General features: G+C 59.7%; 24 protein-coding genes. 3 read left to right on the top strand and 21 right to left on the bottom strand.

Going from position 1 to position 26,649, the window contains the following annotated elements; all coding sequences use genetic code 11:
• Window positions 1-116: 116 nt before the first annotated feature.
• The 4 genes from Q0G18_RS00945 to Q0G18_RS00930 form a co-directional block, all read right to left on the bottom strand.
• The gene (locus Q0G18_RS00945) at window positions 117-884 is read right to left on the bottom strand and encodes an energy-coupling factor transporter transmembrane protein EcfT (protein ID WP_297148643.1); all 768 of its coding nucleotides are present in this window, start codon (window positions 882-884) and stop codon (window positions 117-119) included.
• Entirely contained in the window at window positions 881-1,729 is an 849-nt protein-coding gene (locus Q0G18_RS00940; RefSeq protein ID WP_297148640.1) for an ABC transporter ATP-binding protein, read from the bottom strand. Before Q0G18_RS00940 ends, Q0G18_RS00945 begins: the two co-directional genes overlap by 4 nt.
• Window positions 1,726-2,583, bottom strand: a complete 858-nt coding sequence (locus Q0G18_RS00935) for an ATP-binding cassette domain-containing protein (RefSeq protein ID WP_297148637.1) — start codon at window positions 2,581-2,583, stop codon at window positions 1,726-1,728. Before Q0G18_RS00935 ends, Q0G18_RS00940 begins: the two co-directional genes overlap by 4 nt.
• An 85-nt stretch (window positions 2,584-2,668) precedes the next feature.
• On the bottom strand, window positions 2,669-3,256 hold the full coding sequence (locus tag Q0G18_RS00930) for a tryptophan transporter (RefSeq protein WP_297148634.1): 588 nt from the start codon (window positions 3,254-3,256) through the stop codon (window positions 2,669-2,671).
• Window positions 3,257-4,171: 915 nt separating this feature from the next.
• Between Q0G18_RS00930 and Q0G18_RS00925 the strand changes: the two genes are divergently transcribed.
• Complete coding sequence (locus Q0G18_RS00925; RefSeq protein ID WP_297148631.1) at window positions 4,172-5,440, top strand: polysaccharide deacetylase family protein; 1,269 nt, start codon at window positions 4,172-4,174, stop codon at window positions 5,438-5,440.
• Between the two features lie 232 nt (window positions 5,441-5,672).
• Here Q0G18_RS00925 and recN read toward each other — a convergent pair whose 3' ends face one another.
• The gene (gene recN, locus Q0G18_RS00920) at window positions 5,673-7,334 is read right to left on the bottom strand and encodes a DNA repair protein RecN (RefSeq protein ID WP_297148627.1); all 1,662 of its coding nucleotides are present in this window, start codon (window positions 7,332-7,334) and stop codon (window positions 5,673-5,675) included.
• Between the two features lie 282 nt (window positions 7,335-7,616).
• Between recN and dtd the strand changes: the two genes are divergently transcribed.
• Window positions 7,617-8,063, top strand: coding sequence for a D-aminoacyl-tRNA deacylase (gene dtd / locus Q0G18_RS00915; protein WP_297148625.1), 447 nt, complete (start codon window positions 7,617-7,619; stop codon window positions 8,061-8,063).
• A gap of 32 nt (window positions 8,064-8,095) precedes the next feature.
• On the opposite strand, the gene uvrB is transcribed toward dtd, so the two are convergent.
• The 7 genes from uvrB to Q0G18_RS00880 form a co-directional block, all read right to left on the bottom strand.
• Window positions 8,096-10,246 (bottom strand): excinuclease ABC subunit UvrB, encoded by a 2,151-nt coding sequence (gene uvrB, locus Q0G18_RS00910; RefSeq protein ID WP_297148623.1) that lies wholly within the window; start codon window positions 10,244-10,246, stop codon window positions 8,096-8,098.
• A gap of 135 nt (window positions 10,247-10,381) precedes the next feature.
• Entirely contained in the window at window positions 10,382-10,981 is a 600-nt protein-coding gene (gene coaE, locus Q0G18_RS00905) for a dephospho-CoA kinase (protein WP_297148620.1), read from the bottom strand.
• A gap of 183 nt (window positions 10,982-11,164) precedes the next feature.
• Window positions 11,165-12,370 carry a 30S ribosomal protein S1 gene (gene rpsA / locus Q0G18_RS00900; RefSeq protein WP_296060491.1) on the bottom strand — a complete coding sequence of 402 codons (1,206 nt, stop codon included), beginning with the start codon at window positions 12,368-12,370 and terminating at the stop codon, window positions 11,165-11,167.
• 365 nt (window positions 12,371-12,735) lie between these two features.
• On the bottom strand, window positions 12,736-14,043 hold the full coding sequence (locus Q0G18_RS00895; protein ID WP_297148618.1) for an MFS transporter: 1,308 nt from the start codon (window positions 14,041-14,043) through the stop codon (window positions 12,736-12,738).
• A gap of 65 nt (window positions 14,044-14,108) precedes the next feature.
• Entirely contained in the window at window positions 14,109-14,576 is a 468-nt protein-coding gene (locus tag Q0G18_RS00890; RefSeq protein WP_297148616.1) for a hypothetical protein, read from the bottom strand.
• Window positions 14,577-14,706: 130 nt separating this feature from the next.
• Window positions 14,707-15,039, bottom strand: a complete 333-nt coding sequence (locus tag Q0G18_RS00885) for an oxidoreductase (RefSeq protein ID WP_297148702.1) — start codon at window positions 15,037-15,039, stop codon at window positions 14,707-14,709.
• A gap of 12 nt (window positions 15,040-15,051) precedes the next feature.
• Window positions 15,052-17,352: a molybdopterin-dependent oxidoreductase gene (locus tag Q0G18_RS00880; RefSeq protein WP_297148614.1), complete on the bottom strand. Its 2,301-nt coding sequence runs from the start codon at window positions 17,350-17,352 to the stop codon at window positions 15,052-15,054.
• Window positions 17,353-17,593: 241 nt separating this feature from the next.
• Here Q0G18_RS00880 and Q0G18_RS00875 point away from each other — a divergent pair, with 241 nt between their 5' ends.
• Window positions 17,594-17,767 (top strand): hypothetical protein, encoded by a 174-nt coding sequence (locus Q0G18_RS00875; protein ID WP_297148611.1) that lies wholly within the window; start codon window positions 17,594-17,596, stop codon window positions 17,765-17,767.
• Here Q0G18_RS00875 and Q0G18_RS00870 read toward each other — a convergent pair.
• The 9 genes from Q0G18_RS00870 to Q0G18_RS00830 all read right to left on the bottom strand — a co-directional run.
• A complete protein-coding gene (locus Q0G18_RS00870; protein ID WP_297148609.1) occupies window positions 17,757-19,304 on the bottom strand; it encodes a response regulator transcription factor in 1,548 nt (515 codons plus the stop codon). The two genes, Q0G18_RS00875 and Q0G18_RS00870, sit on opposite strands and share 11 nt — an antisense overlap.
• 171 nt (window positions 19,305-19,475) lie before the next feature.
• Window positions 19,476-20,402, bottom strand: coding sequence for an ATP-binding protein (locus Q0G18_RS00865; protein ID WP_297148607.1), 927 nt, complete (start codon window positions 20,400-20,402; stop codon window positions 19,476-19,478).
• 344 nt (window positions 20,403-20,746) lie between these two features.
• Window positions 20,747-21,193 carry a type IIL restriction-modification enzyme MmeI gene (locus Q0G18_RS00860; RefSeq protein ID WP_366768844.1) on the bottom strand — a complete coding sequence of 149 codons (447 nt, stop codon included), beginning with the start codon at window positions 21,191-21,193 and terminating at the stop codon, window positions 20,747-20,749.
• A gap of 164 nt (window positions 21,194-21,357) precedes the next feature.
• Window positions 21,358-21,789: a transcriptional repressor gene (locus Q0G18_RS00855; protein ID WP_297148603.1), complete on the bottom strand. Its 432-nt coding sequence runs from the start codon at window positions 21,787-21,789 to the stop codon at window positions 21,358-21,360.
• A 153-nt stretch (window positions 21,790-21,942) separates the two neighbouring features.
• The gene (locus Q0G18_RS00850) at window positions 21,943-22,281 is read right to left on the bottom strand and encodes a P-II family nitrogen regulator (protein WP_297148601.1); all 339 of its coding nucleotides are present in this window, start codon (window positions 22,279-22,281) and stop codon (window positions 21,943-21,945) included.
• Window positions 22,282-22,309: 28 nt separating this feature from the next.
• Window positions 22,310-23,584: an ammonium transporter gene (locus Q0G18_RS00845; protein ID WP_297148599.1), complete on the bottom strand. Its 1,275-nt coding sequence runs from the start codon at window positions 23,582-23,584 to the stop codon at window positions 22,310-22,312.
• 275 nt (window positions 23,585-23,859) lie between these two features.
• Window positions 23,860-25,140 carry a HipA domain-containing protein gene (locus Q0G18_RS00840; RefSeq protein ID WP_297148596.1) on the bottom strand — a complete coding sequence of 427 codons (1,281 nt, stop codon included), beginning with the start codon at window positions 25,138-25,140 and terminating at the stop codon, window positions 23,860-23,862.
• Entirely contained in the window at window positions 25,137-25,373 is a 237-nt protein-coding gene (locus Q0G18_RS00835) for a helix-turn-helix transcriptional regulator (protein ID WP_296060512.1), read from the bottom strand. Before Q0G18_RS00835 ends, Q0G18_RS00840 begins: the two co-directional genes overlap by 4 nt.
• A gap of 228 nt (window positions 25,374-25,601) precedes the next feature.
• Window positions 25,602-26,649, bottom strand: a 1,048-nt coding sequence (locus tag Q0G18_RS00830; RefSeq protein ID WP_297148594.1) for a transketolase C-terminal domain-containing protein, incomplete at its 5' end; no start/stop codon positions are given.

The following is a 26,649-nucleotide window of genomic DNA, read 5'->3' as shown; positions in this document are numbered from 1 at the left end:
CGGAGGCTTTCCTCGCTTCGGCGACCCGCGCAAGCAGGTCGCAACACTATTCAATGGCGCTGCGGGCCTCCTGGCTTAGAGGCCGAACACTGCACCGACCAGCGACAGCCGTCCGCCTACAGCAGCACGCCGAGCGCGATGGCGGCGATGAGCAGGGCCGCGGCTATGGCCATTACGGCGAAGTCGATGCCCGAGAAGGGGTACTCCTTAAATCCGCTTTCGCGTGTGCGCAGGTTGAAGCCGCGCACCTCGGCGGCGATGGCGGCGCTGTTCGTCTTGCGCACCGACGACACCAGAAGCGGCACGCACAAGGGAACCATGAGCCGCACCTTTTTCACGAGGCCGCCATCGAACTCCACGCCGCGCGCCGTCTGCGCCTCCATGATGCCTGCCATGTCGTTCATGAACACGGGGATGAAATGCACCGTCGACATGAAGGTAAAAGCATACTTGTACGGCACATGCAACACTTTGACCAGCGCATTTGCCATATCAGTAAGCTTCGTCACGTAGAACACGAGGAAAAGCGGCACCGCGCAGGCCACCAAGCGCACCACGATGAGCACAGCGTTCAGCACGCTCGCCGTGCCGATATAGCCCCAGGGCAAAGACACGAGCGCGTCGCCTTGTGGCGTGAACAAAAGCGCGATGAGCGCAAGGATGACGGAGAACGCGGCGACCGCTTTTGCCAGGCCGATTGTCTGCGGGACCATCTTGCACTGCACGGCCATGACGGCATCAATCACAATCACCACGGCCAAAAGGATGAAGTTGCTTGTTGCAAAGCAAGCAATGACCAGCAGAAACGCTGCCGCAAGCTTCGCCACCGGGTTCATGGTGTGCAGAAAGCTCTCGCCCGGCACGTATTCGAGGAATCCCTTCATTTGGCACTTCCTTCCCCGCGCGCGCCGACTTCACCCGCGAGCGCGCGCTCCATGTCGTCGAGCGTGTTCGCGCCTGCAACAGGCGACGCGGGCGAGACCGCGCCTTCCTGCGCAAGGCGCATCGACACCTCGATGATTTGCGGCGGCAGAAGATGCGCGCGGGAAAGAACACCCTCATCGCGCAGCACATCGAACGTCGCACCATCGGCAACTACCTGACCTGCGGTCATGGCGATCACGCGCGTCGCGTAGTCGCCGACGACCTCCATGTCGTGGCACACCATGACAACGGTGGTGCCGCGGGCGTTCAAATCGGAGACCACCTCCATCACCTTGGCGCATTCGCGGAAATCGAGGCCCGTCGTGGGCTCGTCGAGCACGACGATAGGCGGCTCGAGCACAATGATCGACGCGAGCGCCAAAAGCTGGCGCGTCCCGCGGTTCAAGAGGAAAGGCTCGGCATCGCCGTCGAACCCGAAGCGCTCGATCATCGCATCGATCTTCGCCTCGGCTTCGGCGCCCGCGCGGCCTTGAGCGGAAAAGCCAAGCAGCAGTTCCTCGCGCACCGTCTTGCAGCAAATCTGCCGATCAGGGTTTTGGAACAGGAAGCCCACCTTCGAGGCAAGCTCGCTCGTCCTCAGCTGCGAGGTCGACACTCCGTCGATCAAAACCTCGCCCGACGTCGGCTTCAAAAGGCCGTTGATCAGGCGCATCGTGGTGGATTTCCCCGCGCCGTTCGTTCCAACGAAGGCGACGAAATCCCCGTCGCCCACCGTGAATCTCACATCCCGCAAGATGGCAAGCTCACCATCATATGAGGCGCTCACCTGGCGAAACTCAATCATGCGCAAGCCTCCTTCCCAGATAGCAGCCCCTCGCACGCGCAAACGGCGCCCTCGACGGTGCACACCGCTGGCCCGCGCACCAGCCCGTGCGCACGCAGCCTGTTGACAAGGCTTGTCGAGCGCGGGCAGTTCATCCCAATCTCGAGAAGCTCGTCGGAATGTTCGAGCACCTCGTGGGGAGTGCTGCAGAAGCGAATCTCTCCCTCATCGACGATAACGAGCGTGTCGGCGTACTCGGAGAGCAGGGCAATTTTCTGCTCGACCACGATTACGGTTGTCCCATGTTCGACCGAGTAGCGCTTGAGCAGGTCGAACACGGCAACCGAGGATGCAGGGTCGAGCTCTGCCGTCGGCTCGTCGAGCACGAGCACGCGCGGCTTCAGGGCGAGCACCGACGCGACCGCGACCTTCTGTTTCTGACCGCCCGACAGCTCGGCGATGCTCCGGTCGCGCAGCTCGGCGATGTCCATTGCCGCAAGCGCCTCGTCGACCCGCGCAGGAATCTCGGCCTTAGGCACGCCGAAGTTCTCCAGGCCGTAGAGCACCTCGTCTTCGACCACTGACGACACCATCTGCGAGTCGATGTCCTGGCACACGCTTCCGACCAGGCGGCTTATGTCCGTGAGCGACGCCTCGCACGTGTCAAGCCCGTCAACGCGGACGCTGCCGTAGAAATCGCCCGGGTAGCAGTGCGGGATGATGCCGTTGATCGCGTAGGTGAGCGTCGACTTCCCGCTGCCCGCGGCGCCCGTGACGCCGACGAACGCGCCGTCGGGGATGGAAAGGTCGATCCCCTTGAGGATGGGGCCTGCCCCCTCCCGGTAGCGAAACGATAACTGCGAGATTTCAATCATGGGATGTCCTTTGTGGTAAGAGACCTTCGGGCAATTGGGGGTTGCACGTCGAGCGGGCAGGCTTCCGTCAGACAGACGGGGTGGTTTAGCGCTTCAGAACCGCGCGCAGAACCGGGGTGAGGATCGCAGCGAGCACCGCGTTCATCGTGGCGGTTCCGAGCACCATGACGGCGTACACCCCGAACACGGCAAGCGGGTCAAGGTGCGCAACGGCAACGCCGACGATCATCGCGAAGGTATAACCCGAGAAAACGGTGGAGATGAAGGTGATGATAATCGGGAAGACGACGTTTTGGCAGGTCTTGCTGTCGCGCGCCGCCTTAGCAAGCACGGTGACGAGAATGCCGCACACAAGCGCGCCGACCATCTCAGATGCGATATTCACCAGCGGCGTCGCGTTCAACATGGGGATTTGGCTCACCACGCCGACGAGCAGGCCAATGACAACCGATTGGTAGATTTTCGGCCGCGTGAGGATGATAGCTAGGCAGTACATGGCGATCATGAAGTTCGGCTTCATACCGGCGAAATTGAGAAAGCTCGAAACGGTGAGCTTCAGCACAGCACCTGCAGCGATAAGCACGGCGACCAAGATAAGGTCCCGAACGGACAGGCCGTCTTTCTTCTGGTCGGTGGCGATGGTGCGCTTCGCTGCTGCAATGTTCTCGGTCATGATTCCTCATTCCTTTCTTGGCGGTTTTCCGCCTGTCTTCGTCCGTCCCCGGACTTTTCGGTTTGCCGGCTTGGACGCGAATGAGGAATCGCCCGGGAATCATCTCGGGTGGCAATCTGGCCGTAAAATAAAAAATCTGTCCTTTGAGATAAAGGACAGATTCGAAATCTGCGGTGCCACCTTTATTGATTTCCCATAGGAAACCCTCTCACGAACATGCCAACACATGTTCTGCCCTTAACGCAGGCTCACGGTCCAGATACTCAGCTGCTTCCCTTGCGGGCTTACAACCTTTCCCCTTTCCCTCGGCGATCCATTTACCGCTCAGCATCTCTGCGGGACTTCCAGCAACGCCCGCTCTCTGTAAGCGCTTTAACGGCTTGATCTTCGCCTCATCGGTTTCAACGTATTAAGTTGTGAGTCGCACTTTAGCAGAGCGTAGCGACATGTCAAGAATTATTTTTGAATATTTCGGAAATGGAGTGCCGCGCGGCATAACCCAGCGCGAATGCGTATAATCGTTTCCAGGTGCGGAAATTTGCGTGTCCGTCCGCACTTCAGTTACATAAGGAGCACTTTTACGCCATGACGGATCAATTTAGCCGAGACCATTATCGGGACAGTCGGCAGCCTGGGGAAAATTCATCGAGAAGGCGAATAGACGCAAGCCCGAATCGTCGTACCGTTGGAAACGATGCCCAGCACGCCTCTTCGAGCAGACGCCCTGCTGACACCCGACAGCAAACAGGCGCCCATCAGCAGGGTGCCCCCAGACCGCGGAGCGCATCGCAAGCTGGGCGCGAGCCCGCGCCGCATCGCGCCCCCTCGCAGAACTCTCGCCAGCACATGCGCCAGGGTGCGCCTTTGCGCAATCATGCCAGCTCATCGGCGAATCGACCCACTGCTCAGGGGAACGTGCGACCCGCGTCGTACAATCGCTCTCGCGCGCAGGCGAACCGGAACAACCCGGCCAACGCCGCCGTCTACAACGATTACTCCCGCTACACCGAGCGCCGCTCGAAACGCCCCGGTCCTGTTGCCATCGGCGTTATGGCGGTGCTCATCATCGCTATCGGCATCGGTGTGTTCTTCGTTTTGAACCCGCCCACTTTCGACATCACCGTAAACGGAGCGAAACACACCGTCTCCAACGGAACGACGATTGACAAGCTTATCGACGACGGACTTGCCTCCCCGACGGCGGGCAACCTGCTCGCCGTTGACTCGAGCGTCATCACCGAGGGCGGCGGCGACCGCTTCGCCGCGACCATCAACGGGAACGCCACCAACGACGGTTCGAAGAAGGTCAGGAAGGGAGACGCCGTCGATATCCAAAACGGCGCCGACGTCACGGAGGATTACGATTCGTCCACCGAGGAAATTCCTTACGAGCGCGTCGAGGACAACAATTACTGGAACGGCTCGCTGCATGTGTACATCGACGGACAGAACGGCGTGCGCACGACGAAAACTGGCAAGATTTCCGGTAAAACCGTGACCGAGGACACGACTCCCGCGGTGAACGAGGAGTACAAGATCTACACCGCGAACACCGGCGACGACAAGGTGATCGCACTCACCTTCGACGACGGCCCTTGGAAGGACACGACGGCTGAGATCCTCGACGTCCTGAAAGAGAATGACGCGCACGCGACGTTCTTCACCATCGGCAACCAGATTGCCGACCACTCTGACGTGGTGAAACGTGCGCACGACGAAGGCAACGAGATCTGCACGCACACGTGGGACCACGCTGCTGGCAGCGGCCAGGGCGTGAATCTCACGTATATGACCGCGGACGAGCAGGTTCAAGAGGTTCAAAAGGGCTTTCAAGCAATCAAGGACGTCATCGGCGAAGACCCCACCCGCATCATGCGCGCGCCCGGTGGCAACTTCAAGGGCGATATCGTTTGGACGCTGCAACCCTACATCGATGCCGAGATCGGATGGAACGTTGACACCGAAGACTGGCGGCGCCCGGGAGCGGACACCATCGCGAGCCGCATCATGAAAGCGAAGCCAGGAAGCGTCATCCTCATGCACGACGGCGGCGGCGACCGTTCGCAAACCGTGGAAGCGCTGAAGAAAGCCCTTCCCCAACTGAAGCAAGAGGGCTATCGCTTCATCACGATAAGCGAGCTTCTGCAATACGACCCGCCCGCGGATTCGAGCGTGAGCAAGTAGCGAGCTGCGGGATAGCAAGCGGCATGGTCTCTGGCTCCCTGAGCAACACGCAACGCGCAGAAGACAATTAGAACGACGCGAAACCAAGGTGGCCATCTGGGAAAACTTCCAGATGGCCACCTTTTTCATTTAAGTCAGAGCCCACGGGCGAAAGCGCGCGAGAATGCTCGGGTGAATACGCAGGCCGATGCGGGAAGCGCGCCTGGCAGGCCTGCTTCCGACAGCGTTACCGCTACTCGCCAGTAGCGTTGTGCAGCATCTCTCGCGCGTGGGCAAGCGAGGTTTCCGTCACATCGCCCGAGAGCATGCGTGCAATTTCGGACGCCCTCTCTTCCCCCGACACGACCGAGAGCGAGGTCTCGGGTATATCCCCTTGGGTCTTGCGCACGACATAGTGGACATCGGCGGCAACAGCAACCTGCGCCAGATGCGTGACCACGATCACCTGGTGAGTCTTTGCCAAATCGGCGAGAACGGAGGCAAGCGCCACCGCCGTCGCACCGCCAACGCCAGCATCGACCTCGTCGAAGAGGAGTGTGTCGACGCTGTCCGCCTCGCCAAGCGCCACCTTGATGGAGAGCATCACGCGGCTGACCTCGCCACCCGACGCGATGCGCGCAAGCGGGCGGGCCTGCATGCCGCTCCCGGGACGAAACATGAATTCAACCTGATGGGGGCCTTCCTTCGTCCACTTCTCACGCGGAAGCTCGCCCACTTCGCATTCCAGGGACGCGCTGCCCATTTCAAGACGCGCCATCACCTTCGAAACAGCCTGGGCAAAGCGCGGCGCCATCTTGCGACGGGCTGCATCGAGCGCCGACGCCGTTTCGGCAAGTTCCCGTTCTGCCGCCTCGAGGGCCTGGACCGCCGCCCGCTCCCGCTCCTCCGCATCGTCGACGAGGGAGACCAGCTCCGCCGCCTCCTCGCGCGCAGCGATAACGTCGGAGAGCCGAGGGCCGAACGCGCGAAGGAGCCCTTGAAGCGCCGCCATGCGTTCCTGAGCCTCCTCAAGCGCGTCGCAGTCGAACTCGACCGAATCGCGATATGACAGCGCCTCGCGGGACACGTCCTCGAGCACATAGCTCGACTCGCGCAACGAGCTCGCCAGTTCCGCAAGCGTCTTGTCGTACGCCGACGCACCTTCGAGCGCGTTTGCCGCCGCATCGAGCGCATCGATGGCGCCCCCCTCGCCCGAAAGCGATTCGTAGGCGCAGTTCGTTGCAGAAACGAGCGATTCCGCGTTTTCCGCCTTCTCGAGACGCGCAGCGAGCTCCTCGTATTCCCCTTCGTCAGAAACGCCGACCGAGTCGATGCGCTGGAGCGTGAAGCGGGCCTCGTCGAGCCTCGCCGTCGACGCCTCGCCAGCAGCTTTTACGCGCGAAAGCTCGTCAGCGGCGCGCTTCGCCGCTTCGAATGCCAAAAGGTAGTTGGCGTGAGCCTCGCTAATGGAATCCTTCGCCCAAGCGTCGAGCAAGGAAAGATGCGTTGCGGAGCGCATAAGGGCCTGATGCTCATGTTGACTGCACAGATCGAGCGTCGGCGCGACGAGGCGAGCGATTTCCTTCGCACTTGCCATGTGGCCGTTGATCGACGCACGGGAGCGGCCGTCAATGCTGACACGACGGCAAACAACCGCCTCGCCATCTTCGAGCTCTACCCCCTCGGGGATGTCGGCAATGCTGTCGAAGAAGAGACGGCCTTCGACCGATAGGCCGTCAGAACCTTCACGAACTGCGGTTTTGTCTGCACGCTCACCAACAAGGAGCTTGCACGCCGAAAGGAGCGCCGTTTTTCCCGCCCCCGTTTCGCCGGTGATCGCCGTGAGCCCGCGAGAAGGGGAAAAGGACGCGTCCCGAATGAGCGCCACGTTACTGACATGGATTTCGTCGATCATCACATCTCCCTTTCCCGAACTTGCCCTGTACCGCGCATCACGGTGTCGAGATAGCTTCCCGCACGCCGCGACGCCTCGCACCTCGACGCTTGAGGCGGCTTCCCCCAAATCCCAACGCAGGGCACTGCGGCCTAACGGCCAAGCCTCTTGTTTCTTGCCGCACAGTATACCCTATGATTCATCATATCTTTCGAACAAATGTTTCTGTTTTTTCCGAAGATGCTAAAGGGAACACATCGTAGTACACTTTCACTCATTGCCCGCGAACCCAAAGGAGCATTCATGCGCGCCCTTATCCAACGAGTCACCCATGCCCAGGTCGATATCGACGGGAAAACCGTCGGGTCCATCGGCACCGGGTTGCTCATCCTGCTCGGCGTCGGCACGAACGACACCGAAGCGCAGGTCGACAAGCTGTGGGGCAAAATCTCGAAGATGCGCATCTTTGAAGACGAGGCAGGCAAGACGAACCTTTCACTCGCCGATGTGTCGGGCGATGTGCTCGTCGTTTCCCAGTTCACCCTTTATGCCAGCTGCAAGAAGGGGAATCGCCCCTCCTTCACCGATGCAGGCGCGCCCGCCGAAGCGAAACGCCTCTACGAGCTGTTCGTCTCTCAGGCGCGCAAGGACGTGCCTCGCGTCGAGACGGGCGAGTTCGCCGCGATGATGGAGGTATCGCTAGTTAACGACGGGCCCTTCACCATCTGGCTCGACACCGACGAGCTGTAAGCACGAGGGCCCTCTATCGCCAAGCCGCGCGCCTAGCTTCTGCGGCTCGAACCATAGGCTGCGTTCTTGCGATTGCCGAACGCGCTCCCCTTTCGAGCGCTTCGCTTCAGCTCCTTCAGCACGTCGTCTTCGCTTGAGCCTTCGAACTGGGCCTTCAGCTGCACCACCTGATCGCGCAAGGTCGCCGCCCGCTCGAAATCCATCTCGCGCGACGCCGCCGCCATGTCGTCTTCCATGCTCGAGATGACGCGGAGAACCTCTTCCCGCGACAGCGAGGCAAGCTCCTTGTTCACCTGCTCGGCCGTCGTGTTCGAGATTTCCGCGACCGAACCCATGATGTCGCTGACCTTCTTGCGGATAGTCTGCGGCGTGATACCGTGCTCCTCGTTGTAGGCCATCTGAATAGCACGGCGACGCCTCGTTTCGGCGATAGCCTTGTCCATGGAGTCCGTCGTTTTGTCGGCATACATGATGACCTGGCCATTCGCGTTTCGAGCCGCACGGCCGATCGTCTGGATGAGCGAGCGGTAGTTGCGCAGGAAGCCTTCCTTGTCGGCGTCGAGAATGGCCACGAGCGACACCTCGGGCAAGTCGAGGCCCTCGCGCAAGAGGTTGATGCCCACAAGCGTGTCGAACTCGCCGCGCCTGAGCGCACTGAGAATCTCGACGCGCTCGAGCGTTGCAATGTCGGAATGCATGTAGCGCGCCTTCAGGCCGCGATCGAGGAGGTGGTCGGTCAGATCTTCCGCCATCTTCTTGGTGAGCGTGGTGATAAGCGTACGTTCGTCGCGTTCGGCCCGTTCCCTCGCCTCGTCGATGATGTCGTCGATCTGACTTGCACTTGAGCGCACGATAATCTCGGGGTCGAGCAAGCCGGTCGGGCGAATGATCTGCTCGACCGTCTGCTGGCTCACCTTCTCCTCGTAGTCGCCAGGCGTCGCGGACACATAGACGAACTGCGGGACGCGATCCTCGAACTCGTCAAAGCGCAGCGGTCGGTTGTCCAGGCAGCTCGGAAGGCGAAAGCCGTGTTCGGCGAGCGTGATCTTCCTCGAGCGGTCGCCTTCGTGCATTCCGCGAATCTGCGGCACCGTAACGTGGCTCTCGTCGATGATGCACAGGAAGTCTTTCGGGAAGTAATCGATGAGCGTATACGGGGGCTCGCCCGGAGCGCGCCCGTCAAGATGGCGCGAGTAATTCTCGATTCCCGAGCAAAAGCCCATCGTCTCGATCATTTCCAGGTCGTAATTCGTGCGCATCTCCAAGCGCTGCGCTTCGAGAAGCTTGCCTTCCTCCTTGAACTGCTGCAATCGCTCGCGCAGTTCGTCTTGGATAGTGCCGATTGCCCGATCAAGCTTCGGACGTGCGGTAACGTAGTGAGAAGCGGGCCAAATAGGAAGGGCCTCGTATTCGTTGAGCACCTCGCCCGTGACGTTGTCGATCTCGGCGATCGTCTCAACCTCGTCACCCCAGAACTCCACGCGGATGGGGTTGTCGGCATATGGCGGAAACACGTCGAGTGAGTCGCCGCGAACGCGGAAGGTGCCGCGTTTGAGCTCGTAATCGTTTCGATCGTATTGGATGTCGATCAGCTCGTGGATGACGTCATCGCGCTCGGCAGGCTTCTCCTTGTCGAGGAAGACGGCCAGCCCCGCGTAGTCCATGGGACTGCCGATGCCGTAGATGCAGCTCACCGAGGCAACAACGATGCAGTCGCGGCGCGAGAGCAAAGCGGACGTGGCCGCATGGCGCAGCTTTTCGACCTCCTCGTTGATTGAGGCGTCCTTCTCGATGAAGGTGTCGGAAGAGGGAACGTAGGCCTCGGGCTGGTAGTAATCGTAGTAGGAAACGAAATAAACCACCGAGTTGTTCGGGAAAAACTCCTTGAGCTCGCTTGCGAGCTGCGCGGCAAGCGTCTTGTTGGGGGCGAGGACAAGCGTGGGCTTTTGGACCGCTTCAATGGTTTTCGCCATGGTGAACGTCTTGCCCGAGCCCGTGACGCCTAGAAGCGTTTGGTAGCGCATGCCCTCTTCGATGCCGCGGGCAAGCTCTTCAATCGCCTTGGGCTGGTCGCCCGCTGGCTCGTATGGCGAGACGACCTGAAACGGCGTGTTGGACAAGCGAACCTCCGGCAGCTTGCCTTCCATTTCCAGGCCTTCGATATTTTGAAGATGCGTTGACATCAGAGCACCACGTCCTTCACCAAGAGGAGGCAGCTAACAAGCCCCCCGCGCCCGGCGCCAAATAAAAACTAGCCTTCCCCTGTTTCGGGAAGGCTAGTCTATCACAGAATCATTACTAGAACAAGTGTTCGAACTCTAAATCGTCTTCTCGTACTCTTTCCACCACTTCAGCATCTTGTCGTGCAGCACCTCCGGCGTGCTATCGTTGCTGAAGACGACGTCTGCGGCCTCGATGCGGTCGGCATCCGTGATCTGGCGGGCGATGCGGCGACGCACGTCAATCTCGGAGAATCCCGAAGCCACCGCACGTTCAACGCGCAGCTCGAGCGGCGCGATGATGGCGATCACCACGTCGGCGCAATAGGCAAGCGAGCCTTGGCGGTTCTTGAACACCGACTGCTCGACCACGACGGCCTTGTTCCCCTGGCGTTCGAACTCGTCGATACGGTCGGAGAACAACTCCTCGATGCGAGGAAGCGTGATGCGGTTCAGCTTGCGCGTTTCCGCCGGCGACGCGAACGCCTTCGCCGCAAGCTTCTTGCGATCGATCGCCCCGTCTTCACCGAAGACATCGTCCCCAAAGGTTTCGCGAATCTCGTCCTTCACCGTGTCCCAGGCGAGCACCTCATGCCCGACATGATCTAAATCGACATAAGGAAGCCCCTGCTCAACGAGGGCTTTTCTGGCTGTAGACTTACCAGCGCCCATCCCACCGATGATGAACAGCTTTTTCATGACCTGCCTCCTCGTACGTTTGGCACCTTCTGCATACCATAATACACGTATTGGCGCCTCATGGGGCGAAGGCGAAACGACGCAATAGGCAAGATAGCCATCGAAATTACCCGCCCCTTTACAAAAAAAGGAACCCGCCAAATTTGACGGGTTCCTTTTACGTTTGCGCTATGCGAGTTGGAGCTATTCGGCGTCCTGCTCCTCGGCGGGCTTTTCAGCCTTCTTCTCACGCTTCTTGGCCGGCTTCTCCTCGACCTGGACGGACTCGTCCACTTCGATCTCGTAGCCGAGTTCCTCAGCGGCAGCCTTCATGGACAGGGAGATGCGACGACGCTCGGGGCTGATCTCCATGACCTTCACCTTGACGTCCTGGCCAGGCTTGACGACCTGAGCCGGGGTGTCGATGTGGCGCATAGCCATCTCGGAGATGTGCACCAGGCCCTCGATGCCGTTGCCGAGCTCGATGAACGCGCCGAACGGAACAATCTTGGTGACCTTGCCGTCGACGATGGAGCCAACCGGGTACTCCTCGACGAGCTTGACCCAGGGATCCTCCGTGGTCTGCTTGAGGCCGAGGGAGATGCGCTCGCGCTGCAGATCGACGTCGAGAACCTCGACCTCGACCTCGTCGCCAACCTTGACGACCTCGGACGGATGGTTGACATGGTTCCAAGAGAGCTCGGAGATGTGAACCAGACCGTCGATACCGCCGAGATCGACGAAGGCGCCGAAGTCGACGATGGAGGAAACGGTGCCCTTGAGACGCATGCCCTTGGAAAGCTTGGACAGGATCTCGGCGCGCTCGTTCTTGCGGCCTTCCTCAAGCAGCACGCGGCGGGAAAGCACGACGTTGTTGCGGTTGCGATCCATCTCGATGACGCGGGCTTCGATCTCGGTGCCCAGGTACATGTCGAGGTCCTTCACGCGGCGAAGGTCCACGAGGGATGCGGGCAGAAAGCCGCGAAGGCCGATGTCGAGGATGAGGCCGCCCTTGACGACTTCGATGACCTCGCCGGTGACCGTCTCGCCGGCCTTGAACTTCTCTTCGACGCTGATCCAGGCGCGCTCGTACTCGGCACGCTTCTTGGAGAGGATCAGGCGACCGTCCTTGTCTTCCTTCTGGAGAACGAGAGCCTCGATCTTGTCGCCAAGGTTGACGATCTCGGACGGATCGGCATCCTTGCGGATGGAGAGCTCGCGAACGGGGATAACGCCCTCGCTCTTGAATCCGATGTCGACGAGCACCTCGTCGTGCTCAATCTTCACCACGGTGCCGTCGACAAGATCGCCCTCGTCGAAGTCGGTCAGCGTGCCATCGATCATCTTGTTCATTTCCTCGTCGGAAATGTCGGTGAAGTCGATGACGGAAGTGTTCTTAATTTCGGTCAAAACGGACCCCTTTCGAACCTTCAAATTCCGGGGACCCTTCGCCATGATTGATTGCTTACGTGTAAACCATGTTCGTACGTAGTAGAAACCGACCTGCCCGAAGGCTGCCGGCCGCGCAAAAAACATGTCTCGGGGGCCAACATTATTTACCGCCTATGGGTTTTCCCATAAGCTTGGCTAGTATACCACGGGCCGGCACGCCTCGGCGAAACGAAATTGCAAGGCTCGCGAATGCACAAAAAGAGCCGACAACCGCACACTCGGTGCTGCTGCCGGCTCTTAAAGCCTTGGCATCGAAACCGACCCGCCCTCAAGCTCGAGCGCTGCGGCGGGCAGCGCGGAAGCCCGATTCCGAGGTCGTTTTCTTACGCCTCCTTCTTGCGAAGGCGCGGGAAGGTGAACGCGATGACCGCCGCGATGAGCATCGTCACGCCGACGATGCCGAAGGAGTTGCCCACAACGCCCGTTGCGTCGATGAGCATACCGGCAAGCCACGGGCCGAGGTAGCGGCCGACGACGTTGACCGTGCCGATGAAGCCCGTGCCCGTCGCGCGGATATCGTCGGTGTAGTACTCGCCTGCCGTGGTCATGATGACCGTGATGACACTCGTCGTCGCAGAGATGATCGCGACGAAGATCCAGCAGACCATAAGCGAGGGCGAAGGCGTGTTCGTCAGGTAGAAGAAGTAGGCCAGACCGAAGATGCCGGAGAGCGCGACCACCGCAGCGATAACGTTCTTGCGCTCGACATGGTCGGAGAGCGTGCCCAGAATAAGCTCGCAGATGATGGTCAGGATGCCACCCCAGGTAATGGCGAGCGACGCGGAGGCCAAATCGAAGCCAGCGGACTGGATGGAAGCCACGTAGTACTGGGTCGCCGCCATGTAGCCGATCTGATAGACGATGTAGAAGATACCGAAGTGCCAGGAAATCGGCATCTTGAGAACGCGCTTGAGCGCCTCGCCTGCGCCGACCTTGCCCGACTTCTGCTCCTCAAGCTTCGGCGCGGGAGCAGCCTGCGTGCCTGCAGGAGCGCCATAGGGTGCAAGACCCTTCTCCTCGGGTCCTTCGCGGAAGAACATCGCCACGAAGACCGTGATCACGGCGAACACGATGCCGAAAATCACATAGGTCCACTGCCAGCCCATCGCACCGATGATAAGCGGCGCGATGATGCCTAGGATGATCGCCGAGAAGTTCGCGCCCGGCGTGATGAGGCTCATGCCGAAGCCGCGGCGATGCGGGGCGAACCAGCGGGAGACGATCTTCGGCAGGATGGCCATGAGCAGGCCGGCCGTGCCGACGCCCGCGATAGCCCAGGTGCCAATCGCAACTGGCAGTCCGTACTGGGCGAAAAAGCCGAACAGCAGCGCGCCGACAGAGGCAAGGCCGCAGGCGATGGTCATCGCCCAACGGGTGCCGATCTTGTCACCGAGCATGCCCCATACAATGGACAAGCCCGCGTAGAAAATCATGAACACCGAGGTGATGAGGCCGACGTCGGCGTAGCTCACGCCGAGCGTCTGTCGAATCGGCTCGAGCGCGACCGCGGGAAGTCGCTGACAGCTCAAGACGATGGCCTGCGTTAAGAAGCCACCAAGGCAGATGACGAATGCGTAATGGAGGCCGTTCCCCTTTTTTGATGGGGCGGTATCTTCAATGGTTTGAAGCATTGCCGCTTCCTTTCTGAGATAGCAATTGAATCGGATCGTTGCGATCGACCGGCGAAAGCGTCCCCTTATGACGCGCTACCGCCGAGCGAGCGCAGTTTCATGAAAATCGCTCCCCTTTTCGCCCTCCTCCTTTCCTTTTTCATCTCGAGATACGACGCCTTCTTCTCCGTCGCCTCTTCATTGAATCTCGCATGCGCCTCGCCTCCGACCTCGGCTTCGAGCTCGGCCGCCCGGGCAAGCTTCTCCTCGTCCTCAATGAGGGAAGCCGCTTTCTTCTTGCGGTCGGCGGGCACGTATATGTCAACCCCGTAGTTCTTGTCCTTGCTCATGGGGATTGCCATCGCTGCAATTGGGTGGTTCATCTTCGTCGTTCCGCGGTCGATGCCGTAAAGCGGGATTCCCGCTTCGCGAAACAGGTACGCCATCCCGTCGTATTGCCAGGTCATCTTGATGTTCGTGAGAAATGACCAGGTGGTTTTCTCGAACTCGGCAAGGTCGACCATGGTGGTGAACCCTTGTCTTTTCTGAGGCATAGAACCTCCTTCACGTCGCAAGGCGCGTCATATGAGAGTGATGGGTTTTGCTGTTTGGGGAATGCGCGGTCCGTCTAAGCGAGGGAAACGAACCGCGCATGTGAGGGATGGATAGTTTCCTTACGATGCCCTACGGCATGAAGCAGCACACCTTGTGCTCGCCGAGATCGGCCAAACGCTTCGAGACGTCCTCGACGGGCACGACCTCGATGCATTTCGCCAGGCAGTGCAACTCGCACAGCGGCACCTTGCCCGCCTCGCGGCGCTCGGCGCACAGATCACACGCCCGGGACGGCACGGGAACGTAGTCCCATTCCCACTTGCCGCCGATCTTGTTCGGGCCGATCTGCTCGACCTTCATGCCCCACTCTTCAGCGCCAAGGCCTTTTTCCTTCGCGCAGGAGACGACGCAGGATTCGCATCCGGTGCAGTACTTGTAATCGATGATCATCGCATGTTGCATGTCGCACACCCCCTAGTCTTTCATGCTGTCGACGCGCGTGATGGAGCAAATGCCGTTCTTGTACGGCGCGCCATATCCGGTGACGCCGACGCTCTCATGCGGAATGAGGTTGTTGGCATTCGCGTCGAACACACCGAAGAGATTGGGAGCTTCGCCGTCCTGCTCGGGGAACCACCAGGCGTGTTCCACGTGAACGGTCTTCTCGTTGACCTCGTAGGTGAGGTGCGCCTTCTGCGTGCACTTGCCGAACATGGTCTCGACGCGCACCCAGTCGCCTTCGCGGATGCCGTACTTCTCGGCCGTTGCCGGGTTGATGGTCACAAGCGGATCGGGATGCAGCGCGCGCAGCGAGGGAACCTGTCGGTGCTCGGAATGGAAAGCGCTGATGTGGCGACCACCCGTGGTATAGACGAGCGGATACTTCTCCACGACCTCAGGCGGTTGGGACACGGGGCTGTAGTCAGGTTCCTCGAAATAGGGAACCGGCTTTTCGTCATAGGCCTCGAGCACGTAGGAGTACAGCTCCACGCGGCCGGTGACCGTCTGGAAACCGGGCTGCCCGTCGTCGCGCAAATCGCCTGTCTCGTACTTGCGGTACTTGTAGTCGGCTTGGATGACGGACTTCTCGCGCAGTTCCTCGATGCCGTAGCCGTAGTTCTCCTTCAGCTTGGTGTCGAAGAAGTCATCAATCGTGGTGAAGTTCCCCCAGATCTCGGGGCGCATGCGCTTGCCCATGTCGACCAAGATCTCGAGGTCGCTTTTCGTGTTGGGGTTCTCCACCGCGGTGTTCATAGCGCCCACGAAGTGCTGGTTGCGCCCGTAGTTCGGCGTGACCAGGCCATCGTGCTCGGCGAAGGTCGAAAGCGGCAAAACCAAATCGCACAGGCCCATGATGGTCGGGGTCATGAAGATGTCCTGCGCCACGATGAAATCAAGGTCCTTCATCGCCGCATACCAACGCTGCGGCTGGTCAGCCATGCAGGCGAGCGGGTTCGAGCCGATAAGCCAGCACATGCGCAGCGGGTAATACTCGGGATAATCCTTGTACATGCCCTCGAGCCAGTTCAGAAGCGTGTCGCCCTGAACGCCGCCCATGGCAGCGCCCGTGTTGAACATGCGGTACTTGCCCGTGGGGTCAACGATATGCTTCTCCGCCATGCCCTCGGTGAGCGTGTCGGACATGTCATAGCGCCACTGACCGATGAAGCTCGTAGGCTTCGTGATGGTGATTCCGCCGGGCACGTCGATGTAGCCGCAAATGGCGCAAATCGCCATGAAGCACTGTGCCGCCTGCGTGGACTGCTTGGACTGGTCAAGCGCAACGCCCCAGGTCGCGGTAGAAGGCGCATTCGTCGCGAAGGCGCGTGCGGCTCCCACGAGCTGCTCAGGATCGACCCAGGAAACCTCCTCGACCTTCTCGGGCGTCCAAGGCTTCACCGCCTCGGAGAGCTCCTCGAAGCCGTAGCACCACTTTTCGACAAAATCATGATCGTAGAGGTCCTCGGAGATGATGACGTTCAAAAAGCCCATGCCGACAGCAGCGTCGGTGCCGGGGCGCAGCTGCAGGTGGTATTCCGAGTGCGCGCCGAGCCAGGTCAGACGCGGGTCGACGGTGATGATCTTCGCACCGCGCTTCATGATATCGATGATGCTGTGGCCGAAGAATCCGTCGGGGCTCGAGTAGAGCGGGTCCTTGCCCCACACCATGATGTACTTCGGGCAAACCCAGCGCGGATCGTCGTAGCGATCGGGGAAGAACTGCGCGGAGTCGATTTCGGGCACGCCTGCACCCAGCAGGTAGTTCACGATGGTAGCGCGCGGGCCGTAGCACGCCTCGCCCGAGAACGGATAGGTCGATGCACCGTTCGGCGTGTTCATGATAGCCGGGCCGTACACCGGAGCATAAAGCGTCGACTCGCGACCCGTGCCCGTCAGCGTGAAGATGCACTCGGCACCGTAGTTCTCCTGGAAGCCGCGAATCTTCTCCTCGAGCAAATCGTAGGCCTCGTCCCAAGAAATTTTCTCCCACGTATCCTTACCGCGATCTTCGCGGGCACGCTTCATGGGGCTCAGCAGACGGTCCTTGTGGTAGACGACCTCGTCGAGCGCGATGCATCTCGGGCACAGACGGCCTTGCGTGATCGGATGGCTCGGGTCGCCTTCCACCTTCACAATCTTGCCGTCCTTCACATGGATGAACATGCCGCATCCAACCGGATGGTCTCCCGGAGGCGACCATGCGCAGGTGCGGACTTTCAATACCCCGTCTTCTTCGGTGATGAATGGCTTGCACGAAGCGCAAGTTTCTCCCATTACACTCCCCCTCCTTCGTCGGTTTTCGCGAAGGCCTCGCCAGACCCTCGCGTCATTTCGAGCAACCCGAACTCTACGCTTCTGAAGCTGGGGGGGAGAAAGACCCGTCGCGGGGTGTTTCAGGCATTCCCACGCTTCGGGACGCAAACCCCCCATAGCGGGGGGGTCGGACTCCCCCCTACGGGTCTCACCTGGGGAAAGAAAGTAGGGTATGCTGTATAGCGGGAAAAGGAGGGAGACTATGTCGTGTTACACCTGCACGCACTGCAACAAGTGCGGCATGTTCTCGATCAAGGTCGTCGTGGTGTGCAAAAGCTGCGGGACGGAGGTACCCGTGGGGGCAGGTGCGTGCCCTGCATGCGGGGGCACCTCCCTTGCGCAGAAGGTCATCAAGCCCGCCGCGCCTACATCTTGAGATAAAGCTCCTCGACCGCGTCGATGAGCTCCTGGCGCGAGTGCACGCCGAGCTTCGCGTACACGTTTTTCACGTAGCCTTTCGCCGTGTTCTGCGCGATGACCAACTCGTCGGCAACGTATCCGATCGTTCTGCCGCGCGCGAGCAAGGCGAGCACTTCCGTCTCGCGCGCCGTCAGCTTCGCCTCCGAAGCGAGCGTCGTGCATGCGCGATCGAAAAGCGCACCGGGCGCCTCCTCGGGGGTATTTGCCCGTTCGACATTTGTCGTCGATTCGTTAGGGACTTGTCCTTCGGCGGCGCGCTGGCTTAAGCGCTCGACCGCCTGCTGCTCCTGCTTCGCGAGCATCACGTCGAGCGCCCGCTCGATAGTGCCCGTGGAAAGCGCCAAGGTGAACGCAAGCACGAGAAGGACGCTCATGACGGCAAGATAGGCCACGTAGTAAACGGAATCGCCCGAGAAAAGCCCCTGGTTCAGCATCACCACCACGACGCCGACCGTCGTGCCGAGAGCCGACGCGCCGCGCCCGAAGCCGAACACGCGCGTGGGAGTGAGCGTCGTTCGACCCGCAAGGTCGACGAGCAAGCACCACACCACGATCACGAAGATGTTGTACAGCACGCCCGTGATCGCGCTCTGCACGATGTCGGGGGAGCCCAGCACCGGCGTGACGAGCATCGCGAACGCCATGAGCAGGCCGATCGGCAGATAAAGCGAGCTCACGTTGAAGTTGCGCGTGCGAAGGAGCAGGCACAACCCCAAGATGAAGCCCGCGATGCACACAATCGAGATGATGCATTCGATCGGCGTCGACGCGCCACTGACGACGATCATGCCGATGCCCTTCGACACGCCTGCAGCCAGCGCAAACGCGCACACGGCAAGAACGAGGCGCACGAAGAACCCACGCGGCAGCTTATCGATGCTAATCGCCTCTTCAAGCGGGTCGGACTTGCTCACCTCATCGGGCACGCAGAACGAGCAGAACACCGACGCGAACGGCAAAAGCGACACGAGAACAATCGAGATGTCGCCCGGAGCGCCCTTCACCGCAAAGTAAATGAGGAAGGAAAGAAGCGCTGCGCTGCTGATGGTGATGCACGCCTCCGTGCCGCTCAGACGGCTGGTCACCAGACCGACGCGCAAGCACACAAACGCCGTGCCGAGACCCGTTCCCGCCATGGCAACGTCATAAGCGAGGCTTCCAGTGCCATAACCCGTCGCGACGATAAACGTGGATACCGAGGCGATGACGGCCATGACGATCGCCAGCGGACCGTGTGCAATGCGCCTGTTGAAAAACGAGTCGAACGCACCTGCCAAAAACAGGCACGCGGTCAGCGGGATGCCGGAGAGCATATAGTTGCGCAAGAAACGCGATACAGCGTCGTCCGCCCCCGAAAGGGAAACCAAATCGACCCCCGTCACGGAAAGCAGGATCCATGCTCCGTAAAAGCTATAGCTTAGATATCGAAGCTGCGGAAGCCTATTGCCGATGCTCGACAAGGCCCAGCTGATTCCCGCTGTTTTATTCTCCACGTACGTCCCCTATTGTCCGCTCTGAACGCGCGAACCCCTTTCGCGCGTTGTCCATTATGCTGCCTGGGACGCCGTTTCGCTAGGGAGGAAACGCGCACCACCCCCAGGTTCCGAGAAAAGCCAATGGCGAAACCCCTTGGGAGGACTGCAGCCTAATCAATCAGCGCTTCCCTAGTTTTCCATCAAATATTCCCTCAACAGCGGCATCTCGAACTCGACAAAGCCCCTGCGAGACGCCGAAATGAGCCCCTGTTCGACTAACCGCGTCCGATACACCCGTGCATAATTGGACGTTTTGCCCATGCGCTCGGCAACATCGTTCATCAAGCTTGGATGCCCATCGTCGGGAAGCATCGCCTCGAGAAATGCGATATCGCCATCGGAGAGGTCCTGCAACGTCTTTTTTATGATGCCGTTTATGAAATCGCGACGCGCGAGCTCCGCTCCGCGCTCCACATGAGTGACCTCGATAACCAACGAATCCTCCGCTTCAATCCACGTACGGAATCCGACAAGTTGCATCATATAGGCAAACCCACCCGTCGCTTCCGCAGCAAGCGAAAGGGCGTCATCGCCAATCGATTTCCCCGCCTCCTCGATTGTTTCGCGGAATGCATCGATGATATCCGCATCTTCAATGCGACCAAGCTGATGCTGCGCCGCACGCCTCAGAAAAGAAACGGACTTGTCCGACAGAAGCGCCGAAACATTGACGGGCAGACCCGCCATGAAAAGCGCCACTTTGCGATCTTCGCGTACGAAATGCTGGAATGTCGCCGAAAAGTCGATGAGCTCCTCGAGATTGGGGTCGATCTCATCGATAGTGATGAGAAGGCCGATGGAGTACTCTGCAAGCACATCGAGAATGCGGCTCATGCGCGTACGCCAATTGCCCGAATCGGAGTTACGGTATTCCCACGATGCACTGAATAGCGATGAGATAGACACCGAGGTCAGTCGCTTAAACGAAGGTCTTTCAATGAACTCGTTTGCCGCATCCATCGTTCTTTCGAGAATATCTTCGAGCATGCCGGGGCGCGCCGTGACATTAGCCGAAATCCACCCACTCGCCTCCGCCTTGCGCGCAAGGTGCGACATAAGAACCGTCTTTCCTACACCGCGGGGACCTGAGAACAAGCTACACAGATTGGGATCGTTGGGATTAAGGGAAAATGCCTGCTCGAATTCGCCAATCAGGATTTTGCGCCCCGCAAGAATGGGCGGCACTTTTCCGAAACTCGGGGTAAATGGATTTATTGAAGACTCCATACGATTCCTGTCTCGTTTTTTCTTTTTGCTAATTTTTTTTCTTTTTGCTAATCAGCATTTTAGCAGATGGGCGGTTCATAACTCGCCTAAGTTGAAACCTAGGCGAAAGCCATTACCTGTACAATACCGAATGAAATGCCTGCATTTTACCGAACGAAAAGCCTGCAAACCGACTATAGCTCGCCTGCTTTTTCGGCATAGAGCTTGAAAAGGTGGGCAACAATCTTCTCCTCGTCGCCGTTGAAGTCTACATCGTAGGCGGCTTCAACTGCAGCGTCGAGCTCCTTGTGCGCAGCGAGCAAGTCAGTTGGCATTTTGTCGGGGTCGTACAGGTCGGCGAGCGTAGCACCTGGGTGCGCTTCGCGGGCATTCAGGACGCCTTGGGCGCAAGACTCGATGACTGCGTGCTGTTCAGGCGTTGGATCTGGCCAGATGAAGTTGTTGTAGACGATACCGCCCGAATAGCGGTAGTCACTCTTGAGCCGCCCGGCCACCGTTCTCATCCATGCGTTATGGAATTGCGAGTGGAGGACGCCGAGGTGATTTCGCGCGCCCAGAAACGGCGGCTTGCCGATTATATAGCTGCACCTTTCCGCAGGCAGCACTTCGCCCCAATCCATGCGCACGGCATGGCCTTCCAGCGCTTGACGAATTCCCTCGCCACACGTTTCTGCTCGATAATGTTCATGCGCAACCGCTTCCGATCCAGTTTTTCACTGGCACAATTCTACCCCTCTGTACATTTCGAGAGGCAGAATCGCGCGAGATTGCGCGAATCAGCAACTTACGCCTTATCCGCGCAATCGGGGCAAAGGCCGGTGAAGATGATGTCGAAGCCCTCGATCTGGAAGCCGTGGGTGTCGCGCACGCTTGAGAGCAGGCCCTCGCTGGGCATCTCGACGTCGTAGACAACGCCGCATTCTCGGCAGATCGCGTGGTAGTGGCAATCGCAGCGGAAGTCGTAGCGGTCAGCACCACCCGCCACGGGGATATGGAGCACCTCGCCCTGTTCGGTCAGCACGTTGAGGTTGCGGTACACCGTCGCCCGCGAGATGCTCGGGTGCTTCTCGCGCACCGCGTCGTACACGTCCGCAGAAGTGGGATGGTTGTGAAGCGAGCGAACTGCCTCGAGCACGAGCGCTCGCTGTCGCGTGTTCCTCGTCGCCGTGCAGCTCGCAGCGCTCGTCTTCGCCGCCGCTTTCGATATGTTCGCCATTTCGCCTCTTTTCAAGCTTGCTAATCGTACTATTAATAGGAGTATATATCATTAACAGAACCTTTACGCAAGCATGGCGAAGGCTCCGACGGAAAATCCATCGGAGCCTTCTGAATTGGAGAACTCAAGCTGTCGCGCGAGCGCCTGCCGGACTTAAACCGCCGACTCTCCGCGCTCATCGGTGCGGATGCGGATGACCTCGTCAATCGGAGAGACGAAGATCTTGCCGTCACCCACGTTACCCGTACGCGCCGTCTCGGTGATGACCTTCACCAGCCCGTCGACTTCCTCATCACCTACCACGAGCTCGAACTTCACCTTAGGCACCATGTTCAGCAGAACCTCGGTGCCGCGGTAGTATTCCTTCCAGCCATGCTGACTGCCGCATCCGTTGACCTGGGAAATCGTCATGCCGCCAACCTTTGCCGCAAAAAGTGCCTCCTTGAGCGGTTCGAGCTTCTCGGGGCGGACAATCGCAGTGATCCTCTTCATAGGTTTCAACTCCTTCCTTAGAACTCGCCTAGTCAAGACCGATATAGGCAGGGTACGCGGACTCGCCGTGTGCCGCAACGTCGAGGCCTTGCGCCTCTTCTTCCTCGCTGACGCGCAGGCTGCCCTTGAAGCACGCCTTCACGATGAGGCCGATGACCACGTCGAGCACGCCGACGAACACGATCGTGATCAGGATGCCCAGAATCTGGCTGCCCAAAAGCGAAGCATCACCGGTGTAGATGAGGCCGCCGAAGTCGGTCCAGGAAAGCTCGGGCACGCAGAAGATGCCGGTGCAGATGCCGCCGACGATGCCGCCGACTGCGTGGCAGCCGAATGCGTCAAGCGCGTCGTCGTAGCCGATCTTCGCCTTGCAGAAGGAAATCGCGAAGTAGCAGATGGGGGAAACGATGAGGCCCATGACGAGTGCGGCCCAAGGCTCCACGAAGCCAGCAGCGGGAGTGATAACGACGAGGCCCGCAACAAGACCGGTGGCAGCGCCAACGAGGGTGGGCTTGCCGACCTTCACGCGCTCGACGATCATCCAGGAAACGAGCGCCGCGCCGGATGCGACAACCGTGTTCACCAAGGCAAGCGCCGCAACGCCGTCAGCCGCGAACTCCGAGCCCGCATTGAAGCCGAACCAGCCGAACCACAGAAGCGTAGCGCCCAGGGCAACGAAGGGAACGTTGTGCGGGCGGTAGCTCATCATGCCGAAGCCCTTGCGCTTGCCCAGAAGCAGGCAGAGAACGAGGCCGGTCAAGCCAGAGGAGATGTGGACAACATCGCCGCCTGCGAAGTCGAGCGCGCCGATGGTGTCGCCGATGAGGCTGCCGTCGCCGCCCCAGACCATGTGGGCCAGCGGCGGATACACCACGATGGTCCAAATGGCAACGAACGCGCAAATCGCACCATACTTCATACGGCCCGCAAGCGAACCAGTAATGATCGCCGTGGTAATCATGCAGAATGCCAACTGGAAGACGACATCCGCCATCGCGGGATAGCAGTCGTGACTCAGCGCTTCGGGTGCCTCACCAGTGATGTTGGCGACCAGGCCCGTAAGACCGATCTGGTCGAAGCCTCCGAAGAACGGAATCGAACCGTCTCCGCCGTAAGCGAAAGACCAACCGAAAATCGTCCACGTGATTGCAACGATGCCCAAGACGCCGAACACCATGATCATAGTGTTGACAACGTTCTTGCGGCGTGATAGGCCTCCGTAGAAGAACGCAAGGCCAGGTGTCATAAGCAGGACCAGCATCGCGCAAACGATCATGAATCCTGTATTACCCGAGTCAAACATTGCATTTACCTCCTCTGTTTCTAGACGTGCATCTGTATGACAGAGAAGATAATCGCACCTCGAAACGGGCTCAAACGGCGCGATGCCAAGTGTTAACGTTCATTCAAACGCACCGTAACAAACGGGAAGCGCGAGCGAAACAGAAAAGAAATAACCCCAGGTCACTTGGCCTAGGGTTATTGTTTCAAGCGGATTTCAGAGCACCGCTCGCCGATGAGGTGGGGGTTGGTGCCCCCGTTCTTGGAGTGCCGCCGCTCGCTTATGGCACCGCCGTCTCAAGGGCAAGAATCCCTTTTCAGCCTGCATACCCTTCCCATAGCTTTGGCCTCATGGCGGGCCGCAGCACCCGGGTACGCTATCGATGCGGAGCGAATGCCCTCCTCGAGATTCTGGAGCGTGCAGTCAATGACCGTCTCAGCGCCCGCCACGCCCAATCCCCAAGCAGCGGCCTCGGCGACAATGTCAGCTCGCGTAAGCTTTTCGGGGTTTATCACCCCGTTGACGCGCATGGAAAGGATCTCCGTCCGGGGCTCAACCTCGGCGATGGGCACCACGTCATAGAGCGGCGCGAGCGTGGGAACCATTTGCTCGCGGTAGAGAAATGACGTGTTCTTGGCGTGCGCGTCCCAATTGCCAAGCACCAGATTCGCAACGAGCTGGCGCAACAGCTCCTCCTTCTCGCCCTCGGGGTCGGAGGAATATTTCTGCAGCAAGTCGGCGATTGCAACATACGTGGGATCATCGCCCTTAGGCGCGCTCGCGGCAGCGTACTTGCCGTGCGGATCGATTCCGAGCGCTTGGCAAGCATCCTCTTGATGAAGCCTGACTACGCACTTGAAGACGTCGTCGACAACCCTATCGTAGCGTTCGGCCACAAGCGTGTCCGGCGCATCGTCCAAGTCGAGCAGAGCCACCCTAGACGCACGCGCCGCGTGCCCGGCTGCCGTCACGGCCCAGGCCTCGGACTCCGCCAAGCCAGGGTAATGTTCGCTTTCAGGTTTAAGGATATGCGTGCTGGGACTGTCGTCCATCGGCAGCAGGACGTCATCGGCGGTGACGAAGCGCGCGCCCTCGGGAATCCTCGGCATAACAACGCACATCTTCTCCTGGAATCCGCCAAGAGACATGCGAAACATTCCGCTCTCCGCTTGCGGAAGCCGCTCTGTGGCGCTCGAGAGCTTTTCGGCCAACGCCGATGGGGAAATCTTCTCGAAGCGCAATACGCGAGTTCCCTTACGGCCGCGCTCGAACACCCTTACCGCACCAGCGCACTCCCAGCCTATCTCTGCGAGAAGGCCAATCCAATCGTAGGGCGAGACGCCAAGGCTCCTGCAAATTTCGTCGCGACGGCTTCCCTCGGGAAGCAGACCGTTGAACCATGCAGAGGTCTTTGCCTCGCCAAACGGGCGGCCCTTCGCGGGAAATGCCATCGAGAGCACTGGTCTGCCGGCGAGTTTGTCGACGACCGCTTGCTCATACTCGAAGCGTCCGCCTTTGCGATTTTCGGCAACATGTCCGATCAGATTCTCTCCCAGATATACGTCGAGTTGTCTCATTCGGTCACCTTCACGTCCGCGCCTTTGGGAACGATGACCATGCGAAAGCCCAGTTGCTGCAGGTAGCGGTTGACCTTGACTGCCGACACATTCTTTCCCGTCTCAAGCGCCGAAAGAGTCACCGACGAGAAGCCGAGCTTTTTAGCCATCTCGACCTGCGTGATGCCGCGCTCCCTGCGCGCCTCGCGCAAGAACTCGCCAATGTCCTCGTATGAGTAAGCGTTGGTCCACATGATATGCCGCCGTTCAAAATACTTTATACTCGCTCTATTAATACAAATATACAAAATATTTAATAGTTTCGCAATATCACGAATAATAAGTATTTTGAATCCTCGATGCTGGAGGATGGACTCGAAGGCACGACAAAAGCCCGCGCCTTCGCTACGAGCTCACCTTGGTATGCGTCAGAATAACGGGAGGTCATCGCCTTCCACGCACAAGATCGCCTGTTGAGCTTGCTAGAGCGCTTCGAGCTTCTCTTTAACGGCTACGGCGATCCCTTCGGCGTCGAGGCCGAGTTCATGCATGAGGAAATCGGGGGCGCCTTGCATGATGTAGCGGTCGGGAATGCCCAGCGTGAGCACGGGCACCTTCTCGTTCTGGCGCGCGAGCTCGGCGAGCACCTCTTCCCCGACACCACCTGCGATCACACCGTCTTCGACCGTCACCACGAGACGGGTTTCGGATGCCTTGCGAATCGCCTCAGTATCGAGTGGCTTCACCCAACGCATGTCGACGACGCGAACGGACAGGCCCGCTTCCTCAAGCACAGCCGCAGCCTCGTTCCCAGGCTCAACCATATTCCCGAACGCGAGGATCGCGACATCGGACCCTTCCCTCACCAGGCGAGACACGCCAGGTTCGTAGGTTTCGGGCTTGTCGGGAACGGGCACGCCGCAGGCCTCGCCGCGCGGATAGCGCACCGCGAACGGCCCGCCGAGCACGAGCGCGGTATGAAGGGAGTTCACGAGTTCCGCCTCGTTGGAGGGCGCAAGCACTCGCATATTGGGAACCATGCGCGTATAGACCAGGTCGAACATGCCGTGGTGCGTCGGCCCATCGGCGCCCACCAAGCCCGCGCGGTCGATAGCGAACACGACATCGAGGTTCATGAGGGCGTTATTGACGATGAGCTGATCGATGGCACGCTGCAGGAAGGTAGAGTACACGGCGAACACCGGCTTGCGCCCGCCGATGGCAAGCCCCGCCGCCATACCGGCTGCGTTCTCCTCGCAAATGCCCACGTCGATGAAGCGGTCGGGGAACTCCTTTTCAAACGCGGTGAGCCCCGTGCCGCTTTCCATCGCGGCGGTGATCGCAACGATGCGCTCATCGGCGCGCGCCTCGTTCAAAAGGGCCTCGCCGAACACCGAGGTGTAGCTTGGCGCCTTTGCAGGCTTCTTTATAGCCTTGCCCGTGGCGATATCGTAAGGACCCGTACCATGGAAACGCGTCGGCTCCGCCATCGCGGGACCATACCCGGCACCCTTCTTGGTGACCACGTGC

The sequence above is a fragment of the uncultured Ellagibacter sp. genome (genome assembly GCF_934636505.1).
Lineage (GTDB): Bacteria > Actinomycetota > Coriobacteriia > Coriobacteriales > Eggerthellaceae > Ellagibacter.
Note: the sequence above shows the minus strand (reverse complement) of the source record. Positions and strands in the feature narration are given on the sequence as shown.